The organism is Bradyrhizobium sp. AZCC 2176 (assembly GCF_036924645.1).
GTDB lineage: Bacteria > Pseudomonadota > Alphaproteobacteria > Rhizobiales > Xanthobacteraceae > Bradyrhizobium.
In genome coordinates this window covers 1,878,898-1,900,837 of record NZ_JAZHRX010000001.1, presented here as the reverse complement: position 1 = coordinate 1,900,837, position 21,940 = coordinate 1,878,898, and the positions used below count along the sequence as shown (strand labels likewise).

General features: G+C 63.0%; 26 protein-coding genes and 1 pseudogene. 10 read left to right on the top strand and 17 right to left on the bottom strand.

Annotated features, from left to right (window positions below; all coding sequences use genetic code 11):
• From V1288_RS08715 to soxC, 7 genes are all read right to left on the bottom strand, one after another.
• Complete coding sequence (locus V1288_RS08715; RefSeq protein WP_334356654.1) at nucleotides 1-318, bottom strand: hypothetical protein; 318 nt, start codon at nucleotides 316-318, stop codon at nucleotides 1-3.
• Nucleotides 315-1,181: a sulfur oxidation c-type cytochrome SoxA gene (soxA, locus tag V1288_RS08710; protein ID WP_334356653.1), complete on the bottom strand. Its 867-nt coding sequence runs from the start codon at nucleotides 1,179-1,181 to the stop codon at nucleotides 315-317. Before soxA ends, V1288_RS08715 begins: the two co-directional genes overlap by 4 nt.
• Nucleotides 1,178-1,489: a thiosulfate oxidation carrier complex protein SoxZ gene (gene soxZ, locus V1288_RS08705; RefSeq protein ID WP_334356652.1), complete on the bottom strand. Its 312-nt coding sequence runs from the start codon at nucleotides 1,487-1,489 to the stop codon at nucleotides 1,178-1,180. The genes soxA and soxZ overlap by 4 nt, the downstream gene beginning before the upstream one ends.
• A 12-nt stretch (nucleotides 1,490-1,501) precedes the next feature.
• Complete coding sequence (gene soxY / locus V1288_RS08700; RefSeq protein WP_334356651.1) at nucleotides 1,502-1,990, bottom strand: thiosulfate oxidation carrier protein SoxY; 489 nt, start codon at nucleotides 1,988-1,990, stop codon at nucleotides 1,502-1,504.
• A gap of 75 nt (nucleotides 1,991-2,065) precedes the next feature.
• Complete coding sequence (gene soxX, locus V1288_RS08695) at nucleotides 2,066-2,389, bottom strand: sulfur oxidation c-type cytochrome SoxX (RefSeq protein ID WP_334361253.1); 324 nt, start codon at nucleotides 2,387-2,389, stop codon at nucleotides 2,066-2,068.
• A gap of 65 nt (nucleotides 2,390-2,454) precedes the next feature.
• Nucleotides 2,455-3,126 (bottom strand): c-type cytochrome, encoded by a 672-nt coding sequence (locus V1288_RS08690; protein ID WP_334356650.1) that lies wholly within the window; start codon nucleotides 3,124-3,126, stop codon nucleotides 2,455-2,457.
• The gene (soxC, locus tag V1288_RS08685; RefSeq protein ID WP_442893930.1) at nucleotides 3,110-4,441 is read right to left on the bottom strand and encodes a sulfite dehydrogenase; all 1,332 of its coding nucleotides are present in this window, start codon (nucleotides 4,439-4,441) and stop codon (nucleotides 3,110-3,112) included. The genes V1288_RS08690 and soxC overlap by 17 nt, the downstream gene beginning before the upstream one ends.
• Nucleotides 4,442-4,572: 131 nt before the next feature.
• Between soxC and V1288_RS08680 the strand changes: the two genes are divergently transcribed.
• Both V1288_RS08680 and V1288_RS08675 read left to right on the top strand, forming a co-directional pair.
• A complete protein-coding gene (locus V1288_RS08680; RefSeq protein WP_334356649.1) occupies nucleotides 4,573-4,938 on the top strand; it encodes an ArsR/SmtB family transcription factor in 366 nt (121 codons plus the stop codon).
• A gap of 58 nt (nucleotides 4,939-4,996) precedes the next feature.
• Nucleotides 4,997-5,683 (top strand): DUF938 domain-containing protein, encoded by a 687-nt coding sequence (locus V1288_RS08675; RefSeq protein ID WP_334356648.1) that lies wholly within the window; start codon nucleotides 4,997-4,999, stop codon nucleotides 5,681-5,683.
• A gap of 15 nt (nucleotides 5,684-5,698) precedes the next feature.
• Here V1288_RS08675 and V1288_RS08670 read toward each other — a convergent pair whose 3' ends face one another.
• On the bottom strand, nucleotides 5,699-6,568 hold the full coding sequence (locus V1288_RS08670) for a protein-L-isoaspartate O-methyltransferase family protein (protein ID WP_334356647.1): 870 nt from the start codon (nucleotides 6,566-6,568) through the stop codon (nucleotides 5,699-5,701).
• Nucleotides 6,569-6,660: 92 nt separating this feature from the next.
• Between V1288_RS08670 and V1288_RS08665 the strand changes: the two genes are divergently transcribed.
• From V1288_RS08665 to V1288_RS08650, 4 genes are all read left to right on the top strand, one after another.
• Complete coding sequence (locus V1288_RS08665) at nucleotides 6,661-7,155, top strand: type II toxin-antitoxin system HicB family antitoxin (RefSeq protein ID WP_334356646.1); 495 nt, start codon at nucleotides 6,661-6,663, stop codon at nucleotides 7,153-7,155.
• 228 nt (nucleotides 7,156-7,383) lie between these two features.
• The gene (locus tag V1288_RS08660) at nucleotides 7,384-8,628 is read left to right on the top strand and encodes an MFS transporter (protein WP_334356645.1); all 1,245 of its coding nucleotides are present in this window, start codon (nucleotides 7,384-7,386) and stop codon (nucleotides 8,626-8,628) included.
• A 125-nt stretch (nucleotides 8,629-8,753) separates the two neighbouring features.
• Nucleotides 8,754-9,116 carry a nuclear transport factor 2 family protein gene (locus V1288_RS08655; RefSeq protein WP_334356644.1) on the top strand — a complete coding sequence of 121 codons (363 nt, stop codon included), beginning with the start codon at nucleotides 8,754-8,756 and terminating at the stop codon, nucleotides 9,114-9,116.
• 181 nt (nucleotides 9,117-9,297) lie between these two features.
• A complete protein-coding gene (locus V1288_RS08650) occupies nucleotides 9,298-10,518 on the top strand; it encodes an MFS transporter (RefSeq protein WP_334356643.1) in 1,221 nt (406 codons plus the stop codon).
• 32 nt (nucleotides 10,519-10,550) lie between these two features.
• Here the strand turns inward: V1288_RS08650 and V1288_RS08645 are convergent.
• Nucleotides 10,551-10,996: pseudogene (locus tag V1288_RS08645) on the bottom strand (helix-turn-helix domain-containing protein).
• Nucleotides 10,997-11,074: 78 nt separating this feature from the next.
• Between V1288_RS08645 and V1288_RS08640 the strand changes: the two are divergent.
• Together V1288_RS08640 and V1288_RS08635 are read left to right on the top strand one after the other, a co-directional pair.
• Complete coding sequence (locus tag V1288_RS08640) at nucleotides 11,075-11,956, top strand: class I SAM-dependent methyltransferase (RefSeq protein ID WP_334356642.1); 882 nt, start codon at nucleotides 11,075-11,077, stop codon at nucleotides 11,954-11,956.
• Nucleotides 11,957-11,987: 31 nt separating this feature from the next.
• Nucleotides 11,988-12,452, top strand: a complete 465-nt coding sequence (locus V1288_RS08635; RefSeq protein WP_334361251.1) for a DUF2938 domain-containing protein — start codon at nucleotides 11,988-11,990, stop codon at nucleotides 12,450-12,452.
• Between the two features lie 12 nt (nucleotides 12,453-12,464).
• On the opposite strand, the gene V1288_RS08630 is transcribed toward V1288_RS08635, so the two are convergent.
• Together V1288_RS08630 and V1288_RS08625 are read right to left on the bottom strand one after the other, a co-directional pair.
• On the bottom strand, nucleotides 12,465-12,959 hold the full coding sequence (locus tag V1288_RS08630; protein ID WP_334356641.1) for a VOC family protein: 495 nt from the start codon (nucleotides 12,957-12,959) through the stop codon (nucleotides 12,465-12,467).
• Between the two features lie 68 nt (nucleotides 12,960-13,027).
• Nucleotides 13,028-13,573, bottom strand: coding sequence for a carboxymuconolactone decarboxylase family protein (locus V1288_RS08625; protein WP_334356640.1), 546 nt, complete (start codon nucleotides 13,571-13,573; stop codon nucleotides 13,028-13,030).
• 159 nt (nucleotides 13,574-13,732) lie between these two features.
• On the opposite strand from V1288_RS08625, the gene V1288_RS08620 reads away from it, so the two are divergent.
• Both V1288_RS08620 and V1288_RS08615 read left to right on the top strand, forming a co-directional pair.
• On the top strand, nucleotides 13,733-14,917 hold the full coding sequence (locus V1288_RS08620; RefSeq protein WP_334356639.1) for an acyl-CoA dehydrogenase family protein: 1,185 nt from the start codon (nucleotides 13,733-13,735) through the stop codon (nucleotides 14,915-14,917).
• A 128-nt stretch (nucleotides 14,918-15,045) separates the two neighbouring features.
• Entirely contained in the window at nucleotides 15,046-16,185 is a 1,140-nt protein-coding gene (locus V1288_RS08615; RefSeq protein WP_334356638.1) for an acyl-CoA dehydrogenase family protein, read from the top strand.
• 101 nt (nucleotides 16,186-16,286) lie between these two features.
• Here the strand turns inward: V1288_RS08615 and V1288_RS08610 are convergent, their stop codons facing one another.
• The 6 genes from V1288_RS08610 to V1288_RS08585 form a co-directional block, all read right to left on the bottom strand.
• Nucleotides 16,287-17,327 carry an amino acid ABC transporter substrate-binding protein gene (locus tag V1288_RS08610; RefSeq protein WP_334356637.1) on the bottom strand — a complete coding sequence of 347 codons (1,041 nt, stop codon included), beginning with the start codon at nucleotides 17,325-17,327 and terminating at the stop codon, nucleotides 16,287-16,289.
• Nucleotides 17,328-17,380: 53 nt separating this feature from the next.
• On the bottom strand, nucleotides 17,381-17,980 hold the full coding sequence (locus tag V1288_RS08605) for a L,D-transpeptidase (protein WP_334356636.1): 600 nt from the start codon (nucleotides 17,978-17,980) through the stop codon (nucleotides 17,381-17,383).
• A gap of 261 nt (nucleotides 17,981-18,241) precedes the next feature.
• Nucleotides 18,242-18,370, bottom strand: coding sequence for a DUF2474 domain-containing protein (locus tag V1288_RS08600; RefSeq protein WP_334356635.1), 129 nt, complete (start codon nucleotides 18,368-18,370; stop codon nucleotides 18,242-18,244).
• Nucleotides 18,370-19,377, bottom strand: a complete 1,008-nt coding sequence (cydB, locus tag V1288_RS08595; protein WP_334356634.1) for a cytochrome d ubiquinol oxidase subunit II — start codon at nucleotides 19,375-19,377, stop codon at nucleotides 18,370-18,372. Before cydB ends, V1288_RS08600 begins: the two co-directional genes overlap by 1 nt.
• On the bottom strand, nucleotides 19,374-20,783 hold the full coding sequence (locus tag V1288_RS08590) for a cytochrome ubiquinol oxidase subunit I (protein WP_334356633.1): 1,410 nt from the start codon (nucleotides 20,781-20,783) through the stop codon (nucleotides 19,374-19,376). Before V1288_RS08590 ends, cydB begins: the two co-directional genes overlap by 4 nt.
• Nucleotides 20,784-20,930: 147 nt before the next feature.
• On the bottom strand, nucleotides 20,931-21,899 hold the full coding sequence (locus tag V1288_RS08585; RefSeq protein ID WP_334356632.1) for a hypothetical protein: 969 nt from the start codon (nucleotides 21,897-21,899) through the stop codon (nucleotides 20,931-20,933).
• Nucleotides 21,900-21,940: the final 41 nt, after the last annotated feature.

Here is a 21,940-nt window from a genome sequence, read left to right as displayed (position 1 = left end):
CTAGCGAATTTCCATGTCCTTCCAGCGGGTCTTCTCGCTGGTGGCCTGGAAGATCGAAGCCTTGGCCAGGGCCTCGGCTTCCTTGGCGGACGCGGTAGCTTTATCGAAATCGCCGACCTCGGCCGCCTTCTTCGCCGCCGCCAGCGTGTTCGCCGTGGTGGTCCACTGGTTGCGCAGCTTGCCGGCTTCCTTGTTGGCGGTTTCGGCCGCGGCGTAGGCGGCCTTGAATTCGTCCTCGGATCCTGCGGCGAGCGCGGTCGTTGCGCCTGCCGCCAGCAGCCCCAGAATCAATGCGGAGGTGAGCGTCGTGTTCCTCATGGCCGCGCTCCCGGACCCGATATCGGCAGCCCGTTGCTGACATAGGACAAGTAATATTCCACGTTGCGGTACTCATCGTCCTGCGGGCTGAGCGGCACGCCGCGGATCTGGCTGTTGCAGGTGGTGAATCGCCGGCTGGTGGTGCCCATGCCGCTCCACTCGGAGCGATAGATCGGCATCGCGTTGACGATGCCGAGCGCGGGCGCCAGGATTTCGGCACGGATGCGCTCGCCCGGGCTTTGCACATGGCAGGTGGCGCAGGAGAAATTGAGCTGGCCGCGCCGCGTGTAGAAATATTCCTTGCCGTTCTGGTAGGCTTCCAGCGCGCGGGGATCGTTCGGGATCTTGATGTCCATCGGCTTGCCGCGCGAGGTAAAGGCCATATAGGCAGTCAAGGCCGCCATTTCGTCCTTCACATAGGAATACGGCGGCTCGCCATTGGCCTCACGGCAGCGGTTCAGCGCCAGTTCAAGCGTAATGACCTTGCCTTCCTTCTCGTCGAAGTAAGGGTAGTTCTGGCGGATGCCGATGCCGCCGTTCGGGAAGCAATCCGCATAGGTCTTGCCGTTCTTGAACGGCTTGGAAAACATTTCCTTGCCCATTTCGAGCGAAAACTCGTAGGGCGGGAATTGTTCCTTCTCCTGCCACTGCCGGTGCAGGTCCTCGTTCATCGAATAGGGGCCGTTGACGAAATCCTCGAACTTGACCTTGGGAAATTTGTCGGTGAAGAATTTCTGGAACGCCTTGGCGTCGGCGACGGGATCGACCTTGTCGGCGGCGCCCGAGGGCAGCGTGCTTACAAGCGTCAACGCCGCGAGCGCAACGGCTGCGGACGCCAGATAGATCGCGGATCGCAGCTTCATTGGATCTTCGCCGTGGCGGTGTCGGTCGCGCCCTTGTTGTCGACCCAACTGATCTTCAGCTCGTCGCCCTTCTTGGCCCCCTTGAAGGCGAACTTGACATAGGGGTCCTTGGAGACGCCGCCGCCCCAGTCCGCGGCGAACACGTTCTTGCCGTCATGTTCGAAGGTGAGTTGCTGGATGAAATGCGCCGGAATGATCTCACCCTTGGCGTCCTTGACGAAGCCGGAATCCATCGGGTGCTGGATCAGTGCCTGCACCTCGGTGGTCTCGCCGCTCGAAGTGGCGCGCACACGAATGGTCGATGCCATCTGAATTCTCCCTTAACCGCCGCAACCGCCGACGGTGACCTTGACTTCCTTGGTGGCGCTGTAGAGCTTGCCGCCGGCTTCCACGACCACGATGACGTTGCTGGTTCTCGCCATCTTGATGCGGTTGGCAACGTTTGGAAGCGTGCCTGCCGGAATCTTGTAGGATGCCACCAGCGCGACCGGATTTTCGCTGACCAGGAACGAGATCGAGGTCACGTCCGCAAGCGTCGTCGTCACCGAAATCGGAACCACTGCGCCGTTCTCCGCGATTTCGGGCGCGTCCATCTTGACCTTGTCTGAAGGCTCCGCCGTCTTGCCGTAGAGCGCCTTGATCGCATCGGCTTCGCTCTTCGCCTTGAAGGCATCCTCGGGATATTTGTCGTTGGCCGCGGCGAGCGCCGGTGTCAGGCCGAAGAGTGGATTGCCGAGGCCGAACAGCGCGACCGCGCCTGCACCCTGCAAGATCAGCCGCCGCGTGGCCGAAAATCCGACGTCAGTCATGTCTATCGTCTCCTAAAGCGTGCGCGCGCACGTCACAGCCTTAAATCTCTTGGTCTTGAATCTCTTGGTCTTGCGTCACAGCGTCTGCAGGAAATCCACCACTGCGTTGATTTCCTTTTCGGTCAGGATCCGGTTGCGTCCGAACGGAGGCATCACGGTCAGCGGATTACGCAGGGTTTCGTCGTTGAGAATGGCGACGAGATCCTCGCGCTTGGGATATTTGCTCTTGATGTCGATCAGCTCGGGCCCGATCGTGCCGGGCAGATTGCCGCCCTTGATGACATGACAGGTCAGGCAGTTGCCCTTGCTGCGGTCGAAGGCGAGCTTGCGGCCTTCGTCCACCGCGGACTGGGCGTGCGCGGTGCCAGTGGAAGCGAAAGCGCCGATCGCCAGTGCCAGCGTGAACGCCGGGAGCTTTGCGGATTTCGTCTTGAAATGATCGGTCACAGGCGTTTCCGTAGTCTCTATTTCGGTTGCATCGTGTCGAGCGGGCCGGTCGTGCGCGGTGTCAGGTCCCTGCCTTCGGCCGTCGACGATATCCTGACATCGGCGGCGTTGACGCAAGCGTTCATGCAGGGTTTTGCCATCGTATCGGGGCGCGGGTCGGTCCAGATGAAATTGTCGCGATTGCGCATTTTGACTTTCGGCAAGCTGTTGCGATCGGCAACGAATTCATGGGGAACGAGGTCGTTCAAGCTCAGAATATAGGCGGTCAAAGCATAAACGTCATCCGCTGACAATGTGTGCGGCGCGGGCATCGGCATGGCGCGGTTAATATAGTCCCATAGGGTCGGGGCAAACGGCCAGTAGCTGCCGACCGTCGGCTCCGGGCGCTCGTCCCGGAGCGATCCGACGCCGCCCACCAGCTTGGGGAAGCGGCCTTCGCCTTCGCCGAAGGTTCCATGGCAGGCGGCGCATTGCTCGGCGTAGACGTCGGCGCCCCTGTCGACCGTGCCTTTGCCCGGCGGCAGGCCTGCACCGTCCTCGCCGCGCACGTCAATGTCCCATCCCGCGATCTGCGCCGGGCTCGCCACGGTGCCGTAACCGAACGAGCCGGGCTCGGCCGCGCCGGCGAGGTTTCCGGCCGCAAGCACGATGGCCACGATCGGCAGGCAAATCTTACGCGAGCTGTACATTGAAGACGCTTCCGTCTGATTTGACCTGCCAGGTCTGGATCGAATTGTTGTGATAGACCGAGTTCGAGCCGCGCTGCTTTCGCAGCTCCGCAATTGTCGGTTGCACGTAACCGGTTTCGTCGATGACGCGGGATGCGACCAGCGCCGGACGGCCGTCCCAGCGCCAGGGCAGGGTGAACTTTGTGAGTGCCTTCGATAGCACCGGCTCGTGCAGCCGCGCGCTCTGCCAGTTGACGCCGCCGTCCATCGAGACGTCGACACGCTTGACCTTGCCGTTACCGGTCCAGGCCAGTCCCCTGATCTCATAGAGGCCGGGCCGGTCGAGCGGCTTTTCCGGGCAGGGAAAAGTAATGACGGATTTGGCGTCGATCAGCCAGGTGAAGCCGCGCGAGGTGCCGTCGGGCATCAGGTCGGTGTATTTCGAGGTTTCCTCGCGCGAATGCCATGGCTTGTCGCCGAGCTTGATCCTGCGCAGCCATTTGATGTTGACGTTGCCTTCCCAGCCCGGCACCACCAGCCGCAGCGGATAGCCCTGTTCGGGCCGCAGCGCCTCGCCGTTCTGCGCGTAGACCACGAGACAATCGTCCAGACATTTCTCGAGCGGCAGGCTTCGGTTCATATGCGCGCCGTCGGCGCCTTCGACCATCGCCCAATTCGCCTCTTTCTTGACGCCCACTTCCTCCAGCAGCGTCGACAGCCTGACGCCGGTCCATTCGGCGCAACTGACCATGCCGTGGCTGAATTGCAGCGAGTTCATCTGCGCGGCGCGCCAGTTCATGCCGCCATTGGCCGGGCATTCGATGAAATGGATGCGCGATATGGACGGGAAGCGCAGGATGTCCTTCATGGTGAGCAGCAGCGGGCGCTCGACCAGCCCGTGGATCATCAGCTTGTGCTGCGCCGGATCGACATCGGGCCGTCCCGCATGGTGGCGCTCGAAGAACAGTCCGTTCGGGGTGATGATGCCGTGAAGGTCCTGCAACGGCGAAAAGCTCACCGAAGATTCCGCGCTGGCGGTGAGCCAGGGGACGTTGCGCCGGATCACGGAGGCTTCGGTATCCGCGGGCCGGCCGTAGGGCCGGTCGACCACGCCCGCGCCGATCGATTGCGACCAGGGGGCGTCGGCGGGCGGAGCCTCCTGCGCGGGGGCGGCGATGACGGGTTTGCCGCCAAGGGCGAGGCCGCCGGTCAGCGCCGCGCCTAGCGTGAGAAAGCCGCGTCGTCCCAAAGGCGCGTCCGTGCCGGCGAAACCAGAGGGAATAGCTTTGCTGCGTAACGGGTCAGGCCGCACGTTTTCTTCCCCTCGCGGCCACATCGCCGCATCATTTCTTGCTTTTTTGAACCGGTATCGACATTTGCTAATTTAGTCAATGCTAAAGAAAGGATGAGACGCTAATATGTTATCTGTGCTTCGCAGGCACGGAAAACCATCCCGGATTTGACGCTATGAGAGCAGCCGCGGCGGCAGCCAAAGAGACGCAAATCGCCCCTGGCGCCGACGAGGCGGCGGCGCTGAAGAAACTGGCGAAGCAGGCCGGCGAAGCCGCCCAACTCCTGAAAATGCTGGCCAACGAAAAGCGTTTGCTGATCCTCTGTTTTCTTGCCGTGCGCGGCGAGATGACGGTCGGGGAACTCGTCGGCATCGTCAAGCTGAGCCAGTCCGCATTGTCGCAGCATCTGGCGAAATTGCGCGCCGATGGTCTGGTCGAATTCCGGCGGACGTCGCAGACGCTGCATTATCGGGTGGCCGACGAGCGTGCATTGCGCCTGCTGCAGGTGCTGAAAGAGATTTATTGCGGCGAACTGAAGTGACGCTTCCCGCGTTTCAGGCGTGTAACGATTTCTGCAACGATTTTCGGGCGAGGCGGTAATGGCCGAATATGTCGTGGAATTCGGCAAGGATGGCCGGCCGGTCGAACCGGACGGCCGGCTCGATGCGGCGGCATTCCACCGCAATCATGTGCCGATCTGGGCGGTGCTGCAGAAATTTCTCGCCGGCAAATCCGGTGACGTGCTGGAGGCCGGCAGCGGCACCGGCCAGCATGTGGTGCATTTTGCAAAACACACCCCCGACATCACCTGGTGGCCGAGCGATCTCAACGAGCGGCACCTGAAGAGCATCGAAGCGTGGCGCGCCTATGCCGGCATGCCCAACATTCGTCCGCCGCACCGCATTGATCTCACCGATCCCGTCTGGTCTTCGGCGATGCGAGACGGCGGCGGTCCGGCGGAATTGCTGGCGGTGTTCTGCGCCAACGTGATCCACATCGCGCCCTGGCGCGTCGCCGAGGGCCTGTTCGCCGGCGCGGGACGATATCTGCGCGCTGACGGTCGGTTGTTTCTGTACGGCCCGTTCAAGCGCGACGGCAAGCACACCGCGATGAGTAACGCCGTGTTCGACACCAGCCTTCGCCAGCAGGACGCCGAATGGGGCGTGCGCGACGTCGCCGATGTCGAGAAGCTCGCGGCAGACGTTGGCCTTGCATTGATCGAAACCGTGCAAATGCCCGCCAACAATATGATCCTGGCTTTTCAGCGATCGGACCTGTCAGCGTAGTCGCCCTTTGGCGCGTCAATTGAAGGCGAGGCACCAGCCCGGCCCGCGAAGCCAGCAGCGCTCGTCGGAAACGTCCTGGTCGCGGTACAGCCGCGTCACCTTTTGCAAGCCGCCACGGGCAAAGGCTTCGGCCAGCGCCCGTTCGGACGCCTCGTCGCGGCTGCCGGCGCAGGGAAAGATCGCAACGGGCGAGACCCAATATGCAAAATAGTCCGCCGCTCTTCGCTCAATTCGGAACACGGCGCCGGCACTCGCCATGCGCTCCGGCGTAACGCCGCCAAATCCCCGATCCGACGTCATCGGCATGATCAGGCGGCCGCCATCGGCAAGGCCATCGAGCCAGCATGTCGCCGGTCGCGTGCAGCCGGCATTGACATAGATCACGTCGGCGGCATCGAACGGCACCTGCGTGCCGTCGCCTTCAATAACCGCGACATTCGGATAGGGTGCCAGGTTGGCTCCGGCACGCGCGGCAAGGCTCCCATCATATTCGATTCCCGTTACCCGCCCGGACGGCCCGACGAGATGTGCGAGGATGGCGGTGTAATAGCCCGTGCCAGTCCCAACATGCACCACGTGCCCGCCGACCGCGGGCAAGGCCTGATGGATGAGATGGGCGTGCAGCGACGGTTGCCCGTTATTGACGCCACGCTCGGGCACCAGCGCGACCAGATCGTCGGTATAGAGATAGACGGGATCGGCGTCGGGCGTCGACACATAGTCGCGCATCCACCGTCTTACCAGCCACGGACCCGGGCCGAGAAAATCCTCGCGCGGAATGGTCGCAAACGCTTGGGCTACGCGCGCATCGGTCACGTTTGCGGCGGCAAGCACCTGTTTGGCGTAGGCCGCACGGATAATGCGGAGTTCAGCCTGCGTGTCCATTTTGCCCGCCATCCTGGCCCATGCTATCATCATTGTGTGATTTGACACACCCCGTGTGTGTTAAATAGCATACCACTCGCGAGGAGGCCAGATTGAAGAAGCGGCATTATCCGGCAGTGCTGGAGCGCGGTCCGCGCGGTGCGCTCGGCGCATGGTTTCCCGATTTTCCGGGCTGCGTGGCCGGCGGGCGTTCGCAGGAAGAGGCGATCGAGAAAGCGGAGGGCGCGCTGGCGCGAGCGGTGGACGGAATGGCAGAGCAGGGCAGGCCGCTGCCGGAGCCGACGCCGATCGAGCAGATCGCGTTGCCCAAGGGCGCCGACGTCGTCGCCTATTTTATTGTCGGGGTCGATCCGCCCGATCCGTCCGAGCGGGTGAACGTCTATTTGCCGAAGAGCCTGATTACGCGGGTCGACAAGCGCGCCACAGAGCTCGGCATGAGCCGCTCCAGCTTCTTCGGCTTCGCCGCCACGATTACGCTTGATTGGAATCCAGGTTTCCCGCGCCCCGGCGTGGCCGATCCTCGCTCAAAAGTCCACAAGACCGGTGCGGTGCGAGCCGAAAGGAAACCGGGCAAGAAGCGGCCGTGAAAGGACGCTTTCGCGTAACGTAGTCTGCTGTCCGCTCGCTCGCGCGAGCGGGTGCGCGGCGCTGGTCTGCCCTTCGGCCCGAGGACGCATTTTCCGCGACGAGCGGGTGCGCGCTTCGCATGGCCTGCGCCCGTTTGCGCCGGTTGATCGCGCCTCCTCACGTCTTCATAGTGGCCCGCAATGAATCGATAAGGCTCCCTGCCCGGGGCCTGCCGGGCGGGAAGGCCGATGCTGGATACGACTGCTACCGTAGAGGTAACTAACGACGCACGCGCGCGCGCCAATGTGCTGAGGCTTGCCGCGGCGCAGGCGCTGACCGGCGCCAATTCGGCGGTCATCTTCGCCACCGGCTCGATCGTCGGCGCGACACTGGCGCCGAGCATCACGTTCGCCACCGTGCCGCTCTCGATGTATGTGCTCGGGCTCGCCGCCGGCACGCTGCCCACTGGCGCGATCTCGCGCGCCTATGGCCGCCGCGCAGCTTTCATCATCGGTACGTTCTGCGGCGTGCTGACCGGCGCGTTCGCCGCCGTCGCCGTCCTGTACGCTTCGTTCTGGCTGTTCTGCGGCGCGACGTTCCTCGGCGGTTTCTACGGCGCGGTGGCGCAATCCTATCGCTTTGCCGCCGCCGACGGCGCCAGTGCCGCATTCCGTCCCAAGGCATTGTCCTGGGTGATGGCGGGCGGCGTATTCGCCGGCGTGCTCGGTCCGCAGCTCGTGCAGTGGACCATGGATATCTGGCCGCCTTATCTGTTTGCCTGCAGCTTCGTGGTGCAGGCCTTTGTCGCGCTGGTGGCTATGGCGGTGCTGTGGGGTGTCGATGCACCGAAGCCGGCGCCGTCGGATATGCATGGCGGCCGGCCGCTGTGGACGATCGCGCGGCAGCCGCGCTTCATTGCGGCCGCGATGTGCGGGGTGATTGCCTACCCCATGATGAATCTGGTGATGACCTCGGCGCCGCTCGCCATGAAGATGTGCGGCCTGACGGTCAGCGATTCCAATTTCGGCATTCAGTGGCACATCGTGGCGATGTACGGGCCGAGCTTCTTCACGGGCTCGCTGATCGCACGCTTCGGCGCGCCAAGGATCGTGGCGCTCGGCCTGCTGCTGGAAGCGGCTGCGGCGGGAATCGGCCTTGCCGGCATCACCGCGATGCATTTCTGGGCGACGCTGATCGTGCTCGGGGTGGGGTGGAACTTTGCATTTATCGGCGCGTCGGCACTGGTGCTGGAGACGCATTGGCCGCAGGAACGCAACAAGGTGCAGGCCTTCAACGATTTCCTGGTGTTCGGGATGATGGCGCTGGGCTCGTTCTCGTCCGGCCAGTTGCTGGCGCATTACGGCTGGTCGATGGTCAACATGGTGGTGTTTCCGCCGGTGCTGCTGGGTCTTGCGGTTTTGTCGCTTGCGTCATTCGCCAAGCAGCGCGCAAAATTGCGGGCGGTCGACGAGATTCCCGATCTGAGTATTTAGAGCTTCGGTTCTGATTGAATCAGAACCGAAGCTGCAGATTCATGTTTGACGCGTTTTCTTCGCGCGAACCGGTGCCCACTTCGCTCGAAAACGCTATAATTCTCACGTCAATTGCTGGAGGTCCCATGCCGACGCGCGCCCGGCTCGATGAGTTCATTGCAGCCGTCGTCTCTGGCGATCACGCCGGGGCGATCGAGCGTTTCTATACCGAGGACGCCAGCATGCAGGAGAACGCGGCGACGCCGCGGGTCGGCCGCGATGTTCTGGTGGCGCATGAGCGCGCGGTGCTGGAACGCGTGAAGAGCGTCACGTCGACTTGCGTGACGTCGATCGTCGAGGGCGATCGCGTCGCGATCAACTGGGTGTTCGAGTTCGTCTACCATTCCGGCAAGACCGGCCGGTTCGACGAAGTTGCGCTGCAGGAATGGCGCGGCGACAGGGTTTTCCGCGAACGGTTCTTCTACGATCCGTCGAAGCCGGCAGGCTAGCTTTTTGTTTGACGCGTTTTCTTTACGCGAACCGGGATCCACTTCGCTCGAAAACGCTATTGTTGCCATCTGCTGACAGTTCGGTGTCCGTCGAATTGATCGCCCTTGCAGCTTTGTTCGCTGTTGCCGACATGTGCCCGGCAAGCGCGGCAATGACGCGACAGAAACGAAGAGGCCTCTCTTGGACGCTCTCAACTACACCGCTCGCGACGAGACCTCGATCCGCTACGACGGCTGGCGCATCGTCGTCGTCTGTTTCCTGCTGGCGACGTTCGGCTGGGGGCTCGGCTTCTATGGCCAGAGCGTCTATGTCGCCGAACTGCAGCGGTTGCACGGCTGGCCGGCGTCGCTGATCTCGTCCGGCACCACGTTCTTCTATCTGTTCGGCGCCGCGCTGGTGGCGTTCGTCAGCGAAGCCATCAAGGCGTTCGGCCCGCGCAATTGCCTGATCGCGGGAACGTTCGCGATGGCCGCCGCCGCGATCTCGATCGGGCAGGTGCGCGAGCCTTGGCAGCTTTACCTTGCCAATGCCGTGCTCGCCTTCGGCTGGGCCGGCACCAGCCTCGGCATCATCACCAACGTGCTGGGCCTCTGGTTCGACAAGAAGCGCGGCATGGCGATCAGCCTGGCGCTGAACGGCGCGAGCTTTGGCGGCATCGCCGGCGTCCCCTTGCTGGTCATGGCGATCGGCCATTTCGGTTTTTCCCGCGCGATGACCGCGTCCGCGGTGGTGATGGTCGCGGTGATGGTGCCGGTGATCCTGCTGGCCGTCGGACGGCCGCCGGCCCATTCGAGCGCAGGCGATGTCGAGGCCGCGGACGCGCCGTCGCCGACGCAAATTCGCGCACGCGCCTTTCGCGATATCGGCTTCCTCTCGGTGTCAGCGGCGTTCGCGCTGGTGCTGTTCGCACAGGTCGGCTTCATCGTGCATTTGATCTCGTTTCTGGATTCGGTGATCGGGCGGCAGCAGGCGGCGATTGCGGTGGCGCTATTGACCGCGATGGCGGTGGTCGGCCGCGTGCTGTTTTCGTTCGTGATCGACCGGATGAATCAGCGGCTGGCGTCGTCGCTTTCGTTCGTCAGCCAGGCGATCGCGCTGCTGATCATCATCAACGTGCATCATGATTACGCGCTGATCGCGGCCTGTGCGCTGTTCGGCTTTTCGGTCGGCAATCTGATCACGCTGCCGGCGCTGATCGTGCAGCGCGAGTTCGATCCGCGTTCGTTCGGCGTGCTGGTCAGCCTGATCACGGCAGTCAACCAGATCACTTACGCGTTCGGTCCCGGCGTGGTCGGCCTGCTGCGCGATCTGTCCGGCAGCTATACGCTGCCGTTCTACGGCTGCGTCGCGGTGGAGCTGACGGCGGCGGTGCTGGTCATGATTCGCGGAACGTCCAAGTGAAGAGGCTTTCGGCTGAACGGTGACGATTGCCGTTACCGGACTAGTGCCCGCGATGGCCGCCGAGCCCTCTCCCGTCGACCAATAGCACCTGACGCGGCGGCCCGCAGAATGCGACGGAAGGTCGGGCATTCCATGTGGCTTGGCGCGGGGCACGCCGCAGCATGGCGCAGGCCGTCCCGCATGGCGTTCAGTCTGCGAATTGTCCTGTCTAGCTCCTCCGCCTTCGCCACGAGCATCTTCCGATCGATACGCGGCCGTCCGTCGGGCGCGAACATCCGCGCAATCTCGTCGAGCGAAAATCCGGCGGCGCGCCCCCCACCGCTATCAGCGCCAACCGCTCCAGCACGGTCGCATCGAACAAGCGGCGCAGACCACGCCTCCCGATCGAGGCGATCAGCCGCTTTTCCTCGTAGAACCGCAGCGTCGAGGCGGGAACGCCGGAACGCTGCGCCACCTCCGCGATATCAATGCCATCCATCTCTTGACCTCAAGTTGACTTGAACTGGCATCATGGAGCCTTCCCTTCGGTGAAGGCAAGCAACAAGGAAGACGGATCATGGATGCAGCGCACCTGAGCGATGACGAACAAATGAGACTTTGGAACGGTCCCGCGGGACGCGCCTGGCTTGGAACTCAGGATGTGATCGAACGGATATTCAAACCGTTCAAGGAAATCCTCGTCGAAGCGGTTGCCTCCCGATCCGGTGCCTGCGTGCTCGACGTCGGCTGTGGCGCGGGCGGCACAACGCTCGCGGTCGCGCGGCGGCTCGCAACAAAGGGAAGCTGCACCGGCATCGACATTTCGGAGCCGATGATCGCGGCCGCCCGAGCCTGCGCCGAGTCGGAGCGCGTGCCGGCGAGCTTCGTTTGCGCCAGCGCAGAGACGTATGCGTTCCAGCCCGACAGATTCGATACGATCATCTCGCGCTTCGGCGTGATGTTCGTTGGAAATCCGGTTCGCGCCTTCTCGAACCTGCGGCGCGCCGCCAAGAATGACGCCGAGATGCGATTCGTTGCCTGGCGGGAGCCCGCGGAAAATACGTTCATGACAACAGCCGAACGTGCCGCGGCACCGCTGCTGCCAAATCTACCCGCCCGCCGGCCGGGAGCACCGGGACAGTTCGCCTTCGCCGACCGCTACCGGGTCAACGCCATCCTTCAAGAGAGCGGCTGGGCCGAAATCGATATCCGGCCCATCGATGTCACCTGCACGTTATCCGAGAAGGAACTGGTCCGTTACTTGTCGCAGCTTGGTCCCGTCGGCCTGATCCTGCAGGAGACGGACAGCCGGGTCCGTGCGCAGGTCATCGAGACGGTTCGCGCCGCCTTTTCTCCTTTTGTGCACGAAGCAGAGGTTCGCTTTACAGCCGCCTGCTGGATGGTGCGCGCTCGAGCAGGGGCTGCATCGGACGCGGCGGCGGAGACGGCGCGTGGTTGAGGCAACGAACTATCTCATAGACGCGGTCTTGATGGGATCAGGTGCGACGGCGATCATGGACGGCTGGACCGCGCTGCGGAAGCGGCTGCTCGGCATTGCCCCATTGGACTATGGTTTGGTGGGCCGCTGGATCGGCCATCTGCTGCGCGGGCGCTTTCGCCACGATCAAATCGCCGTCTCTCCGCCGGTAGAGGGCGAACGCCTGATCGGGTGGGGTGCCCACTATCTGATCGGCATCGTGCTCGCGGCCATGCTGCTTGCGATCTGGGGCCTCGACTGGGTCCACCATCCAACCATCGGCCCTCCGCTGGTTGTCGGCGTCGGCAGCGTGACCTTCCCGTTTCTGCTGATGCAGCCCGGAATGGGCCTCGGCGTCGCCGCCAGCCGCACGTCGCGCCCGATGGCCGCTCGCCTGCATAGCCTCCTCACGCACGCGATCTTCGGTCTCGGTCTCTATGTATCCGGTTGGCTCGCAAGTTTGTTGAATATGCTTTGACGATGTGCCGTCTTATGCCTCCCGCTGCCGCAACAGATCCTCCAGATCCAGCCTTTTCGTGAACATCGCGAGCGATCCATCCGGTGCGCGAGGCCATTCTTCCTGCGGCCGGTCGCGGTAGAGCTCGACGCCGTTCTGGTCGGGATCGCGCAAATAAAGCGCCTCGCTGACGCCGTGGTCGCTGGCGCCATCGAGCTCGATGCCGGCCTCGATCACGCGATACAGCGCATCCGCCAGCGCGGGGCGCGTCGGATAGAGAATGGCGGTGTGAAACAGCCCGGTGGTGCCCGGCGGCGGCGGATGGCCGCCTTTGCTTTCCCAGGTGTTGAGGCCGATGTGATGATGATAGCCGCCGGCCGAAATGAATGCCGCGCTGGCGCCCATCCGCTGCATCACCTCGAAGCCAAGCACGCCGCAATAGAAGCCGAGCGCGCGCTCGAGGTCAGCGACCTTGAGGTGGACATGCCCGATCCGGGTGCCGGCAATGATGGGTGGGTTCTCGGGCATGTTGTCTCCGCTTGTTGATCTCAACCTCGCCCGCTTGCGGGAGAGGGAGAGTTACGCACCGTACGCGCTCACGCAAGATCTGACACCTCTCCGTCAGGCAGTCCGAACTCAAACGTGTTCAGCGTCATCGATACCATGGTGTAATAGCCGCACAGCCCGATCACCTCGACGATCCCGCGTTCGGTGAGCACCTTCACGGCCTCGTCATACAGCGGCTGCGACACGCCTTTGCCCTCATGCAGCGACTTGGCGACGTCGTAGATCATCTGGCCCTTGGGATCGTCGAAGGTCGGCGTGCGGCGGTCGCGGATGTCCTCGATGATCTTGGGATCCATACCGCCCTTCAACGCCAGGCGCTTGTGCGCGAACCATTCGTAGTGCGAGGTCCAGTGCCGCGCGGTGACGAGGATCGCGATCTCGGAAAGCTTTGCCGGAAACATCGTGTTGAACCGAAGTTGCTCGCCGAGCCTTGTGGCATGCCGCGCCATCTCGGGACTGTTGAGCCAGGCCATCATCGGCGCCGGCGGGGCGCCGCGCTTGCCTGATATCGCTTCGTCGTAGGTTTCTTTCTGGTCGGCGCTCATTTCGCCAGGCGAAAGCAATTTCAGGCGCATGCCGGTTTCCTGTTGTTTTTCAATCGTTACGGCTTTGCGCATACACCCGATCGGGCGTCATGACTACCGTCGGCGCGGCATGGGCTGACGTCAGACATATATTGAATTCCGCAACGCGAGGGCTAAGGTCACCTCAACATCCCACATGGAAACGCCATCATGTCCGATCTGGAAACATTCCGCCGTGAAACCCGCGCCTGGCTGGAGGCCAATTGCCCGCCGGAGATGCGGCGTCCGATGACCTCGGAGAACGATACCTATTGGGGCGGACGTAACGCAAAATTCTCGTCCGAGCCGCAGCGCGTCTGGTTCGAGCGGATGCGCGACAAGGGCTGGACCGTGCCGGATTGGCCGAAGGAATATGGCGGCGGAGGGCTCGATCGCGCCGAGCACAAGGTGCTGCGCGAGGAGATGGCGGCAATGGGCGCGCGGTCGCCGCTGTCGAGTTTCGGCATCTGGATGCTCGGGCCGGCACTGCTGAAGTACGGTAACGAGGCGCAGAAGAAGGAGCATCTGCCAAAAATCGCCGCGGGCCTGATCCGCTGGTGCCAGGGCTATTCCGAGCCGAACGCCGGATCGGACCTCGCCTCGCTGCAGACCCGTGCCGAGAGCGACGGCGACGATTACATCATCAATGGTCAGAAGATCTGGACATCATACGCGAACTACGCCGACTGGATCTTCTGCCTGGTGCGGACCGATCCCGCGGCGAAGAAGCACGACGGCATCAGTTTTATCCTGTTCGACATGGCCTCGAAGGGCGTTTCAACCAAGCCCATCCTGTTGATATCGGGCTATTCGCCGTTCTGCGAAACCTTCTTCGACAATGTCCGCGTGCCGAAGTCGCATGTGGTAGGCCAAGTCAACCGCGGCTGGGATGTCGCGAAATATTTGCTGCAGCATGAGCGCGCGATGATCTCGGGCACTGGCGAGCGCGGTATTGGCCGTCCGCTTGGGCAGGTCGCCGCTGACTCCGTCGGTAGCGATGATTCCGGCCGGCTCGATGATGCCATGCTGCGTGGCCAGATCGCCGCGTTCGACATCGACGAGGCGGCGTTTGCGGCCGTGGCCGAGCGCGCCGTTGATCTCGCCAAGGCCGGGCAGTCGCATCCGGCGTTTTCCTCGGCGATGAAGTATTACGGCACCGAGCTCAACAAGCGCCGCCACGAAATCCTGATGTCGGCCGGCGGCATCGATGCGCTGGAATGGGAAAGCGGGCGCTCCAGGGGCGGCGCCCGTCCGCGCGCCTGGCTGCGCACCAAGGCCAACTCGATCGAAGGCGGTACTAGCGAGGTGATGCTCGGCATTGTCGCCAAGCGCATCCTCGATCTGCCGGGGGCGTGAGGCTCTTTCCGTCGTTCCGGGGCACGCGGAGCGTGAACCCGGAACCTCGAGATTCCGGGTTCGATGCTGCGCATCGCCCCGGAATGACGCCTCAAAATTCACGCGCTACTTTTGAACTGGAACAGCCAATGCCCCTCGTCCTCACCGAAGAACAATCCATGCTGCGCGACAGCGCGCGCGGTCTCATCAGCGACAAGGCGCCGGTGTCGCATCTGCGCAGCTTGCGCGACAGCAAAGACGCCACGGGCTTTTCCCGCGACCTCTGGAAGGCGTTTGCCGAGATGGGCTTTTCCGGATTGCTGGTGCCCGAAAATTTCGGCGGCAGCGGGCTCGGCTGTGTCGAGGCCGGCGTGGTGATGGAGGAAATCGGCCGCACCCTGATGCCGTCGCCGTTCTTGTCGACGGCGATCCTGGCGGCCTCGGCATTGTCGCGCGGCGGCAGCGAGGCGCAGAAATCGGCGCATCTGCCGAAGATCGCCGACGGCTCGCTGCTGGCTGCGCTCGCGATCGACGAAGGCGCAAAACATCGTCCGCTGCAGACAAGGTTGCAGGCGGTGCGTTCCGGCAACGGGTTCAAACTGAACGGCGCCAAGGCCCTCGTGGTCGATGGCCACGCCGCCGATCTTCTGATCGTTGCCGGCCGCACCGGCGGCGCGGCCGGCGAGCGCAACGGGCTGACGCTGTTTCTGGTCGATCCCAAGGCCAGGGGAGTCGCCATCGAACGCACCGTGATGGTCGATGTGCATAACGCCGCCAGAATCGAATTCGCCAATGTCGAGGTCGATGCTGATCATGTGCTCGGCGAGGTCGATCAGGGCGGGGCGCTGCTGGACGGCGTGCTCAATATCGGCCGCGGTGCGGTGGCCTCCGAAATGGTGGGCCTGAGCGAGGAGGTGTTCGGCCGCACCGTCACCTATCTCAAGGAACGCAAGCAGTTCGGCAAACTGATCGGCGAATTCCAGGCGCTGCAGCACCGCGCGGCTCAGCTTTATATCGATATCGAGATCACCCGCGCGGCCGTCCTGAGGGCGCTGCAAACGCTGGACGGCGATTTCGATCACGCGGGTGCCGTGGTCGCAGTTGCCAAGGCACGCGCCGGCACCACCGCGACGCTGGCGGTGCAGGAGGGCGTGCAGATGCATGGCGGCATGGGCATGACCGACCAGTTCGACATCGGCTTCTTCATGAAGCGCGCGCGGGTCTGCCAGGAATTGTTCGGGGACAGCAACTACCACGCGGATCAACTGGCGCGGATGAAGGGGTATTGAAGGCTACCCGGTCATTCCGGGATGGTCCGAAGGACCAGACCCGGAATCTCGAGATTCCGGGTTCGCGCTAAGCGCGCCCCGGAATGACGGCCTCGCGGCCGTCACCGTATCGGCGGAGCGTACTGGATGCCGCCGTTGCTCCAGAGCGAATTCAGCCCGCGCGGGATCTTCAGCTTCGATCCTTCGCCGACATTGCGCTCGTAGACCTCGCCGTAATTGCCGACGTGGCGAATGATGCGGGCGGCCCAATCCTTGGGCAGCCCGAGGTCCTCGCCATAGCTGCCCTCGGTGCCGACCAGCCGCATCACGTCGGGTTTCTTCGACTTCAGCGCCTCGTCGATGTTCTTCGAGGTGATGCCGAGTTCCTCGGCGTTGATCATCGCATACAGCGTCCACTTCACGAGCATCATCCAGTCGTCGTCGCGCTGGCGCACCACGGGCGCGAGCGGCTCCTTGGAGATGACGTCTGGCAGGATGACATGGTCGCTCGGCTGGATAAGGTTCAAGCGGAGCGCGTAGAGCTGAGAGACGTCGGCGGTGAAGGTGTCGCACTTGCCGGATTCATAGGCCTTGAGTACGTCTTCCAGCTTGGGAAATTTGACCTCGGTGTATTTCATGTTGTTGGCGCGGAAATGGTCGGCGACGTTGAGTACCGTCGTCGTCCCCTCCTGCACGCAAACCTTGCTGTTGTTGAGGTCCAGCGCCGAATCGATGTTGCGCGAGCGTGGCAGCATGAAGCCCTGGCCGTCGTAATAGGCGACGGCCGGGAAATAGAGCGCGTAGTTGCTCTCGCGCGACATGCTCCAGGTCGTGTTGCGGGAAAGGATGTCGACCTTGCGGCTCTGCAGTTCCTTGAAACGCTCATTGGCGTCGAGCGGGATGAACTTCGCCTTCTTGGGGTCGTCGAAGATCGCCGCGGCCACCGCGCGGCAGAAGTCGACGTCGAAGCCGGTCCAGTCGCCTTTGTCGTCAGGGATTGAGAAGCCGGGCAGGCCCTTGTTGACGCCGCACAGCACGTCGCCGCGGCGGATAGTCCGCTTCAGCGTCTTGGTGTCGTAACGCTCATAGGTGATTGCGATAGCCGCGATCGCGACTGCGACCGCCAGCCCGATCAGGAGGCCGCCTCGAAATGTCCGTAGCATTTTTTAACTCACTAATTTCAGGGAATGGATCCGCAGGAGAGGCCGTGTCGCAATTACAATTCCGGCTTTTGCCGGATGATGACCTTGGTGCCGACCGGCACACGCTCGTAGAGGTCGGCAACGTCGGCGTTGACCAGCCGGAAGCAGCCGGAGGAGACGGCGGTACCGATCGTGTCAGGCCGGTTGGTGCCGTGGATGCGGTAGACGGTGGTGCCGAGATACATCGCGCGCGCCCCGAGCGGATTGCCGGGACCGCCGGCCATGAAGCGCGGCAGGTAGGGCTGGCGCGCGATCATCTCCGGCGGCGGCGTCCAGTCCGGCCATTCCGCCTTGCGCGTGATGTTGACCAGGCCCTGCCACTGGAATCCCTCGCGGCCGACGCCGATGCCATAGCGCAGCGCACGGCCGTTGCCCTGAATGAGATAGAGATGACGTTCGGCCGTGACGACGATGATGGTGCCCGGCGCTTCGTTGGTGCGATAGAGTACCGCGGTCTTTTTGAACTGCGGATCGAGTTCGATCGACTCGTCAGGGATAAGCCCCGGCTGGTCGCCGACGTCGGGCTGTCGCATCTGCGCCTGGCTCTGCGGGGCCGAAAGGACCAGACCGCTTGCAGCGATCACCATCCAGATCACGTGCCGAAATTTAGTCATCGAAGAACTCTCCTCGTGGCGCGCTGGCCAAATGCGCATGATCCGCCAAAGTGTGAGCGGTTTGGCGACAAGATCATGCGCCATTTTTAGGTCAGAGCGCGATCGGACGCAAAACCGGTTCCCACTTTTGCTGATCGCGCTCGGGAACCATCAAATCTCAGGGCCGGCTTGATGGCAAGTTTAGGGCGAGTGGGGCGAATAGGTAGTTGAAATGTCTTCTGTTTCCGTCAACTGCCCAATTCATGGGAGGTCCCCGCTGCCTTATTTCGGCGCGATCCACAGCCGCAGGCAAAACGAAATCAGCGCCACGGTGCCGACGCCGCCAAGCCACAGCGCGACGAACCACAGCAGGCGCTGTGTCAGCGGGCGCGGGTTTGGCTCTGTCGGCATCAATGATATCCGCTCTCGGGTTTGACCTTGCCGCGAAACACCCAATAGGCCCAGGCGGTATAGCCGAGGATCAGCGGGATCAGCGCGGCGACGCCGAACAGCATGAAAAGCTGGCTGTTCGCCGGCGCCGCCGCCTGCCAGATCGTGATGCTCTGCGGTACGATATAGGGATACATGCTGATGCCGAGCCCGGCATAGGACAGCGCGAACAGCGCCAGCGCCAGGAAGAACGGCTGGTAGTCGTATTTGTTGGCGAGGCTGCGCAGCAACAGGACGGTGACCGCGGCGACTGCGATCGGTACCGGCGCGGTAAAGAGGATGTTCGGCCAGGCGAACCAGCGGTGCGTGTACTGCACATGAAGGAACGGGGTTGCGATACTCACCGCGCCGATGGCGCCCAGCATCGCCAGCAACAGGACCCAGCTCAGATGATAGGCGCGGTCGCGCAATGCGCCTTCGGTCTTCATGACCAGCCATGTCGCCCCTAATAGCGCATAGCCGATCACCAGCGACACGCCGGTCAAAATGCTGAACGGCGTCAGCCAGTCCCACCAGCCGCCGGCATAGTACCGCCCCTCGACATGCACGCCCTGCAGGATGGCGCCGAGCGCGATGCCCTGCGCCAGCGTCGCCAGCAACGAGCCGCCGAAAAAGGCGATGTCCCACCTGTTTCGCTCCCTTGTCGTGCGCCAGCGGAATTCGAAGGCGACGCCGCGGAACACCAGGCCGAGCAGCATGGCAATCATCGGCGTATAGAGCGCCGGCATCAGCACGGCATAGGCCAGCGGGAAGGCCGCCATCAGGCCGCCGCCGCCGAGCACCAGCCAGGTTTCGTTGCCGTCCCAGACCGGCGCGACACTGTTCATGACGACGTCGCGATCCCGCTTCTCCGGAAACAGCGGAAACAGGATGCCGAGGCCGAGGTCGAAGCCGTCCATCACGACGTAGACGAACACCGCAAAAGCGATGATGAAGGCCCAGATGGTCGGAAGGTCGATCGGGATCATCGGGCGGCCCCCTCGGTTGCCGCGCCTGCGGCAGGCGTGATGCCGGCCGAGCGGATCGGAACGTCGTGCGACGGTCCCTCTTCGCCGGGATGCGGCGGGGCCGCCATCAGGCGCAGCAAATAGATTACGCCGGCCGTGAACACGGCGAAATAGACGATAATGAAGGCGATCAGCGACGAGGCGACCGCGGGCGCCGCCAGCGGCGACGCCGATTCAAGCGTCCGCAATAATCCGTACACCGTGTAGGGCTGCCGCCCGGTCTCGGTGGTGATCCAGCCCGCCAGCACGGCGATGAAGCCTGCGGGAGCCATCGCGACCGCAAACATGTGCAGCAACCGGGAATCGTAGAGCTTGCCCTGCATGCGCATCAACAGGCTGAACAGGCCGAGCGCCAGCATGAGCAGTCCCATGCCGACCATGATGCGGAACGACCAGAACGTGATCGGCACCGGCGGCCAGTTTTCGCGCGGCACGGTGTCGAGGCCGGCCATCGGCGCATCAGGCGAATGCTTGAGGATCACCGATCCCAGCTTCGGCACCTCGATCGCGTAGTCGACCCTGCCGGCACTCTGGTTGGGCAGGCCGAACAGGACCAGGGGCGCACCGTCCTTGTGGCTCTGGAAATGCCCCTCCATCGCCATGATCTTCACCGGCTGATGCTCCAGCGTGTTGAGCCCGTGCTGATCGCCGGCGAGGATCTGGATCGGCGCCACCAGCGTCGCCATCCACATCGCCATCGAAAACATCACGCGCGGGCCCGCGAGATGGCGGTCGCGCAGCAGATGCCAGGCGCCGACCGCGCCGACCACCAGCGCGGTGGTCAGATACGCCGCCAGCACCATGTGCACGAGGCGGTAGGGAAATGACGGGTTGAAGATCACCTTCAGCCAGTCGGCGGCGATGAACTGCCCGTCGGCATTGACGGCATGGCCGGCCGGCGTCTGCATCCAGGAATTGGCGGACAGAATCCAGAACGCCGAAATCAGCGTGCCGATCGCGACCATCAGCGTCGCCAGAAAATGCAGTCTTGGCCCGACACGCTTAAGGCCGAACAGCATCACGCCGAGGAAGCCGGCTTCGAGGAAGAACGCCGTCAAAACCTCATAGGCCATCAGCGGCCCGATCACCGGGCCGGTCTTGTCGGAAAAGGCCGACCAGTTGGTGCCGAACTGGTAGGACATCACGATGCCCGATACCACGCCCATGCCGAAGGCGACGGCAAAGATTTTTAGCCAGTAGTTGAACAGGTTGATGAAGACTTCGCGCCCGGTCCAAAGCCACAGCGCTTCGAGCACGGCGAGATAGCTGGCGAGCCCGATCGAGAAGGCAGGGAATATGATGTGGAACGACATCGTGAATGCAAACTGCGCCCGGGCCAATACGACCGCATCCCAGCCTTCGAACATCGGCAACCACCTGTCGCAAGTTTCGTCAGGCGCGATCTCGAAAAACCGAACTGGAGTTTTCGAAAATTGCGTCCGAACCAGGCGTGTACCTTACCATGCTCGATGCGACGATTATACCTGCGTGCCGCGCGGAACAGGCGTGCAAGCCTATCCGGCAGCCGATGGATTCAGTCCCAGTCGCCGGATGATCTCGGCTTGCACGGCGCGGGTCTGATCCTTGCCGGCCAGCGCCGGGCTTCGGATTTTCTTCCCCGTGCGAAGCCGGATTGCGATCACGTAGAGGCTATCCTTGCGACCGCCGCTCTCGACGTCGACGGTCGCGACGTCGTCACCGCCGATCGTTTCCACTTCCATCGTGCCATTCCACGACAGTCGTTCAATCCTGATGGCGCCATCGCGGACGGTCCAGCATGCAGCCATCCGATTGAGGGATCTGAGCAGTACGAAGACGACGATCGCGCCGAGCGACCAGACGGCGATCCCAAAGGCGGACAATGTGTCGTTCCAGAGCGCATGGATAAACGGAATGCTCAGCATGCAGGCAAGCAGCACGATGAGAAGCCTGTATGCTCGCACCCGTTTGGGGTTGACCGGCTTGCCTAGCTGAATCCCGGCATTTGCGGCGTCGAGCGGATTCTCGATCGGCGCGGGATTAGGAAGCCGCAGCAGCCGGGCAATTCGGACAGTGGTTTGGTGCACCTGCGTGATGTCCGGCAACGGGGGCGAGGCAAGCAAATCGCCCGATTCAGTCTCGAATAGGAGGCTGAACTCGATTGATTTGCCGCTGCTCCTTCGAAGACGCATCCCCGATATTTCATCATCCCTGATCAATCTTCGGTGCAACTTTCCGAACGGACGTTGTTCGCCGATCAGGATTTCGCCTGGCGTAATGATCCAGACGACGTTGCGATCAAGCAAGGCTGCGCCCAGCAGGACGCATCCGAACAGCAGCGCAAACAGGGCGGCGATGCCAAGCCAATATTCGTCCGCCAGGTGACTAAGGCCAGGCAAGGCAATCAAACACATGAGTACGGCAACGCCCGCGAGGATGAGCCGCTCATTGAGCGACGTGCCCTTGCGCAGCCTGACTTCATTCTCGCTTGCCGCGGTATCCATCGTTGGCGGCAAACATCACGGCCGGCGTGGCCGCGTCAAGC

Bases quoted from the DNA above. Each gene is read 5' to 3' on its own strand.
- V1288_RS08585 (WP_334356632.1), bottom strand. From the start codon at position 21,899: ATGGATACCGCGGCAAGCGAGAATGAAGTCAGGCTGCGCAAGGGCACG.
- V1288_RS08660 (WP_334356645.1), top strand. From the start codon at position 7,384: ATGCTGGATACGACTGCTACCGTAGAGGTAACTAACGACGCACGCGCG.
- V1288_RS08625 (WP_334356640.1), bottom strand. From the start codon at position 13,573: ATGCGCCTGAAATTGCTTTCGCCTGGCGAAATGAGCGCCGACCAGAAA.
- V1288_RS08640 (WP_334356642.1), top strand. From the start codon at position 11,075: ATGGATGCAGCGCACCTGAGCGATGACGAACAAATGAGACTTTGGAAC.
- V1288_RS08590 (WP_334356633.1), bottom strand. From the start codon at position 20,783: ATGTTCGAAGGCTGGGATGCGGTCGTATTGGCCCGGGCGCAGTTTGCA.
- V1288_RS08675 (WP_334356648.1), top strand. From the start codon at position 4,997: ATGGCCGAATATGTCGTGGAATTCGGCAAGGATGGCCGGCCGGTCGAA.
- V1288_RS08605 (WP_334356636.1), bottom strand. From the start codon at position 17,980: ATGACTAAATTTCGGCACGTGATCTGGATGGTGATCGCTGCAAGCGGT.
- V1288_RS08670 (WP_334356647.1), bottom strand. From the start codon at position 6,568: ATGGACACGCAGGCTGAACTCCGCATTATCCGTGCGGCCTACGCCAAA.
- V1288_RS08715 (WP_334356654.1), bottom strand. From the start codon at position 318: ATGAGGAACACGACGCTCACCTCCGCATTGATTCTGGGGCTGCTGGCG.
- V1288_RS08635 (WP_334361251.1), top strand. From the start codon at position 11,988: ATGGGATCAGGTGCGACGGCGATCATGGACGGCTGGACCGCGCTGCGG.
- V1288_RS08690 (WP_334356650.1), bottom strand. From the start codon at position 3,126: ATGTACAGCTCGCGTAAGATTTGCCTGCCGATCGTGGCCATCGTGCTT.
- V1288_RS08615 (WP_334356638.1), top strand. From the start codon at position 15,046: ATGCCCCTCGTCCTCACCGAAGAACAATCCATGCTGCGCGACAGCGCG.
- V1288_RS08630 (WP_334356641.1), bottom strand. From the start codon at position 12,959: ATGCCCGAGAACCCACCCATCATTGCCGGCACCCGGATCGGGCATGTC.
- V1288_RS08620 (WP_334356639.1), top strand. From the start codon at position 13,733: ATGTCCGATCTGGAAACATTCCGCCGTGAAACCCGCGCCTGGCTGGAG.
- soxY (WP_334356651.1), bottom strand. From the start codon at position 1,990: ATGACTGACGTCGGATTTTCGGCCACGCGGCGGCTGATCTTGCAGGGT.
- cydB (WP_334356634.1), bottom strand. From the start codon at position 19,377: ATGATCCCGATCGACCTTCCGACCATCTGGGCCTTCATCATCGCTTTT.
- V1288_RS08655 (WP_334356644.1), top strand. From the start codon at position 8,754: ATGCCGACGCGCGCCCGGCTCGATGAGTTCATTGCAGCCGTCGTCTCT.
- soxC (WP_442893930.1), bottom strand. From the start codon at position 4,441: ATGTGGCCGCGAGGGGAAGAAAACGTGCGGCCTGACCCGTTACGCAGC.
- V1288_RS08610 (WP_334356637.1), bottom strand. From the start codon at position 17,327: ATGCTACGGACATTTCGAGGCGGCCTCCTGATCGGGCTGGCGGTCGCA.
- V1288_RS08600 (WP_334356635.1), bottom strand. From the start codon at position 18,370: ATGCCGACAGAGCCAAACCCGCGCCCGCTGACACAGCGCCTGCTGTGG.
- V1288_RS08680 (WP_334356649.1), top strand. From the start codon at position 4,573: ATGAGAGCAGCCGCGGCGGCAGCCAAAGAGACGCAAATCGCCCCTGGC.
- soxA (WP_334356653.1), bottom strand. From the start codon at position 1,181: ATGAAGCTGCGATCCGCGATCTATCTGGCGTCCGCAGCCGTTGCGCTC.
- soxZ (WP_334356652.1), bottom strand. From the start codon at position 1,489: ATGGCATCGACCATTCGTGTGCGCGCCACTTCGAGCGGCGAGACCACC.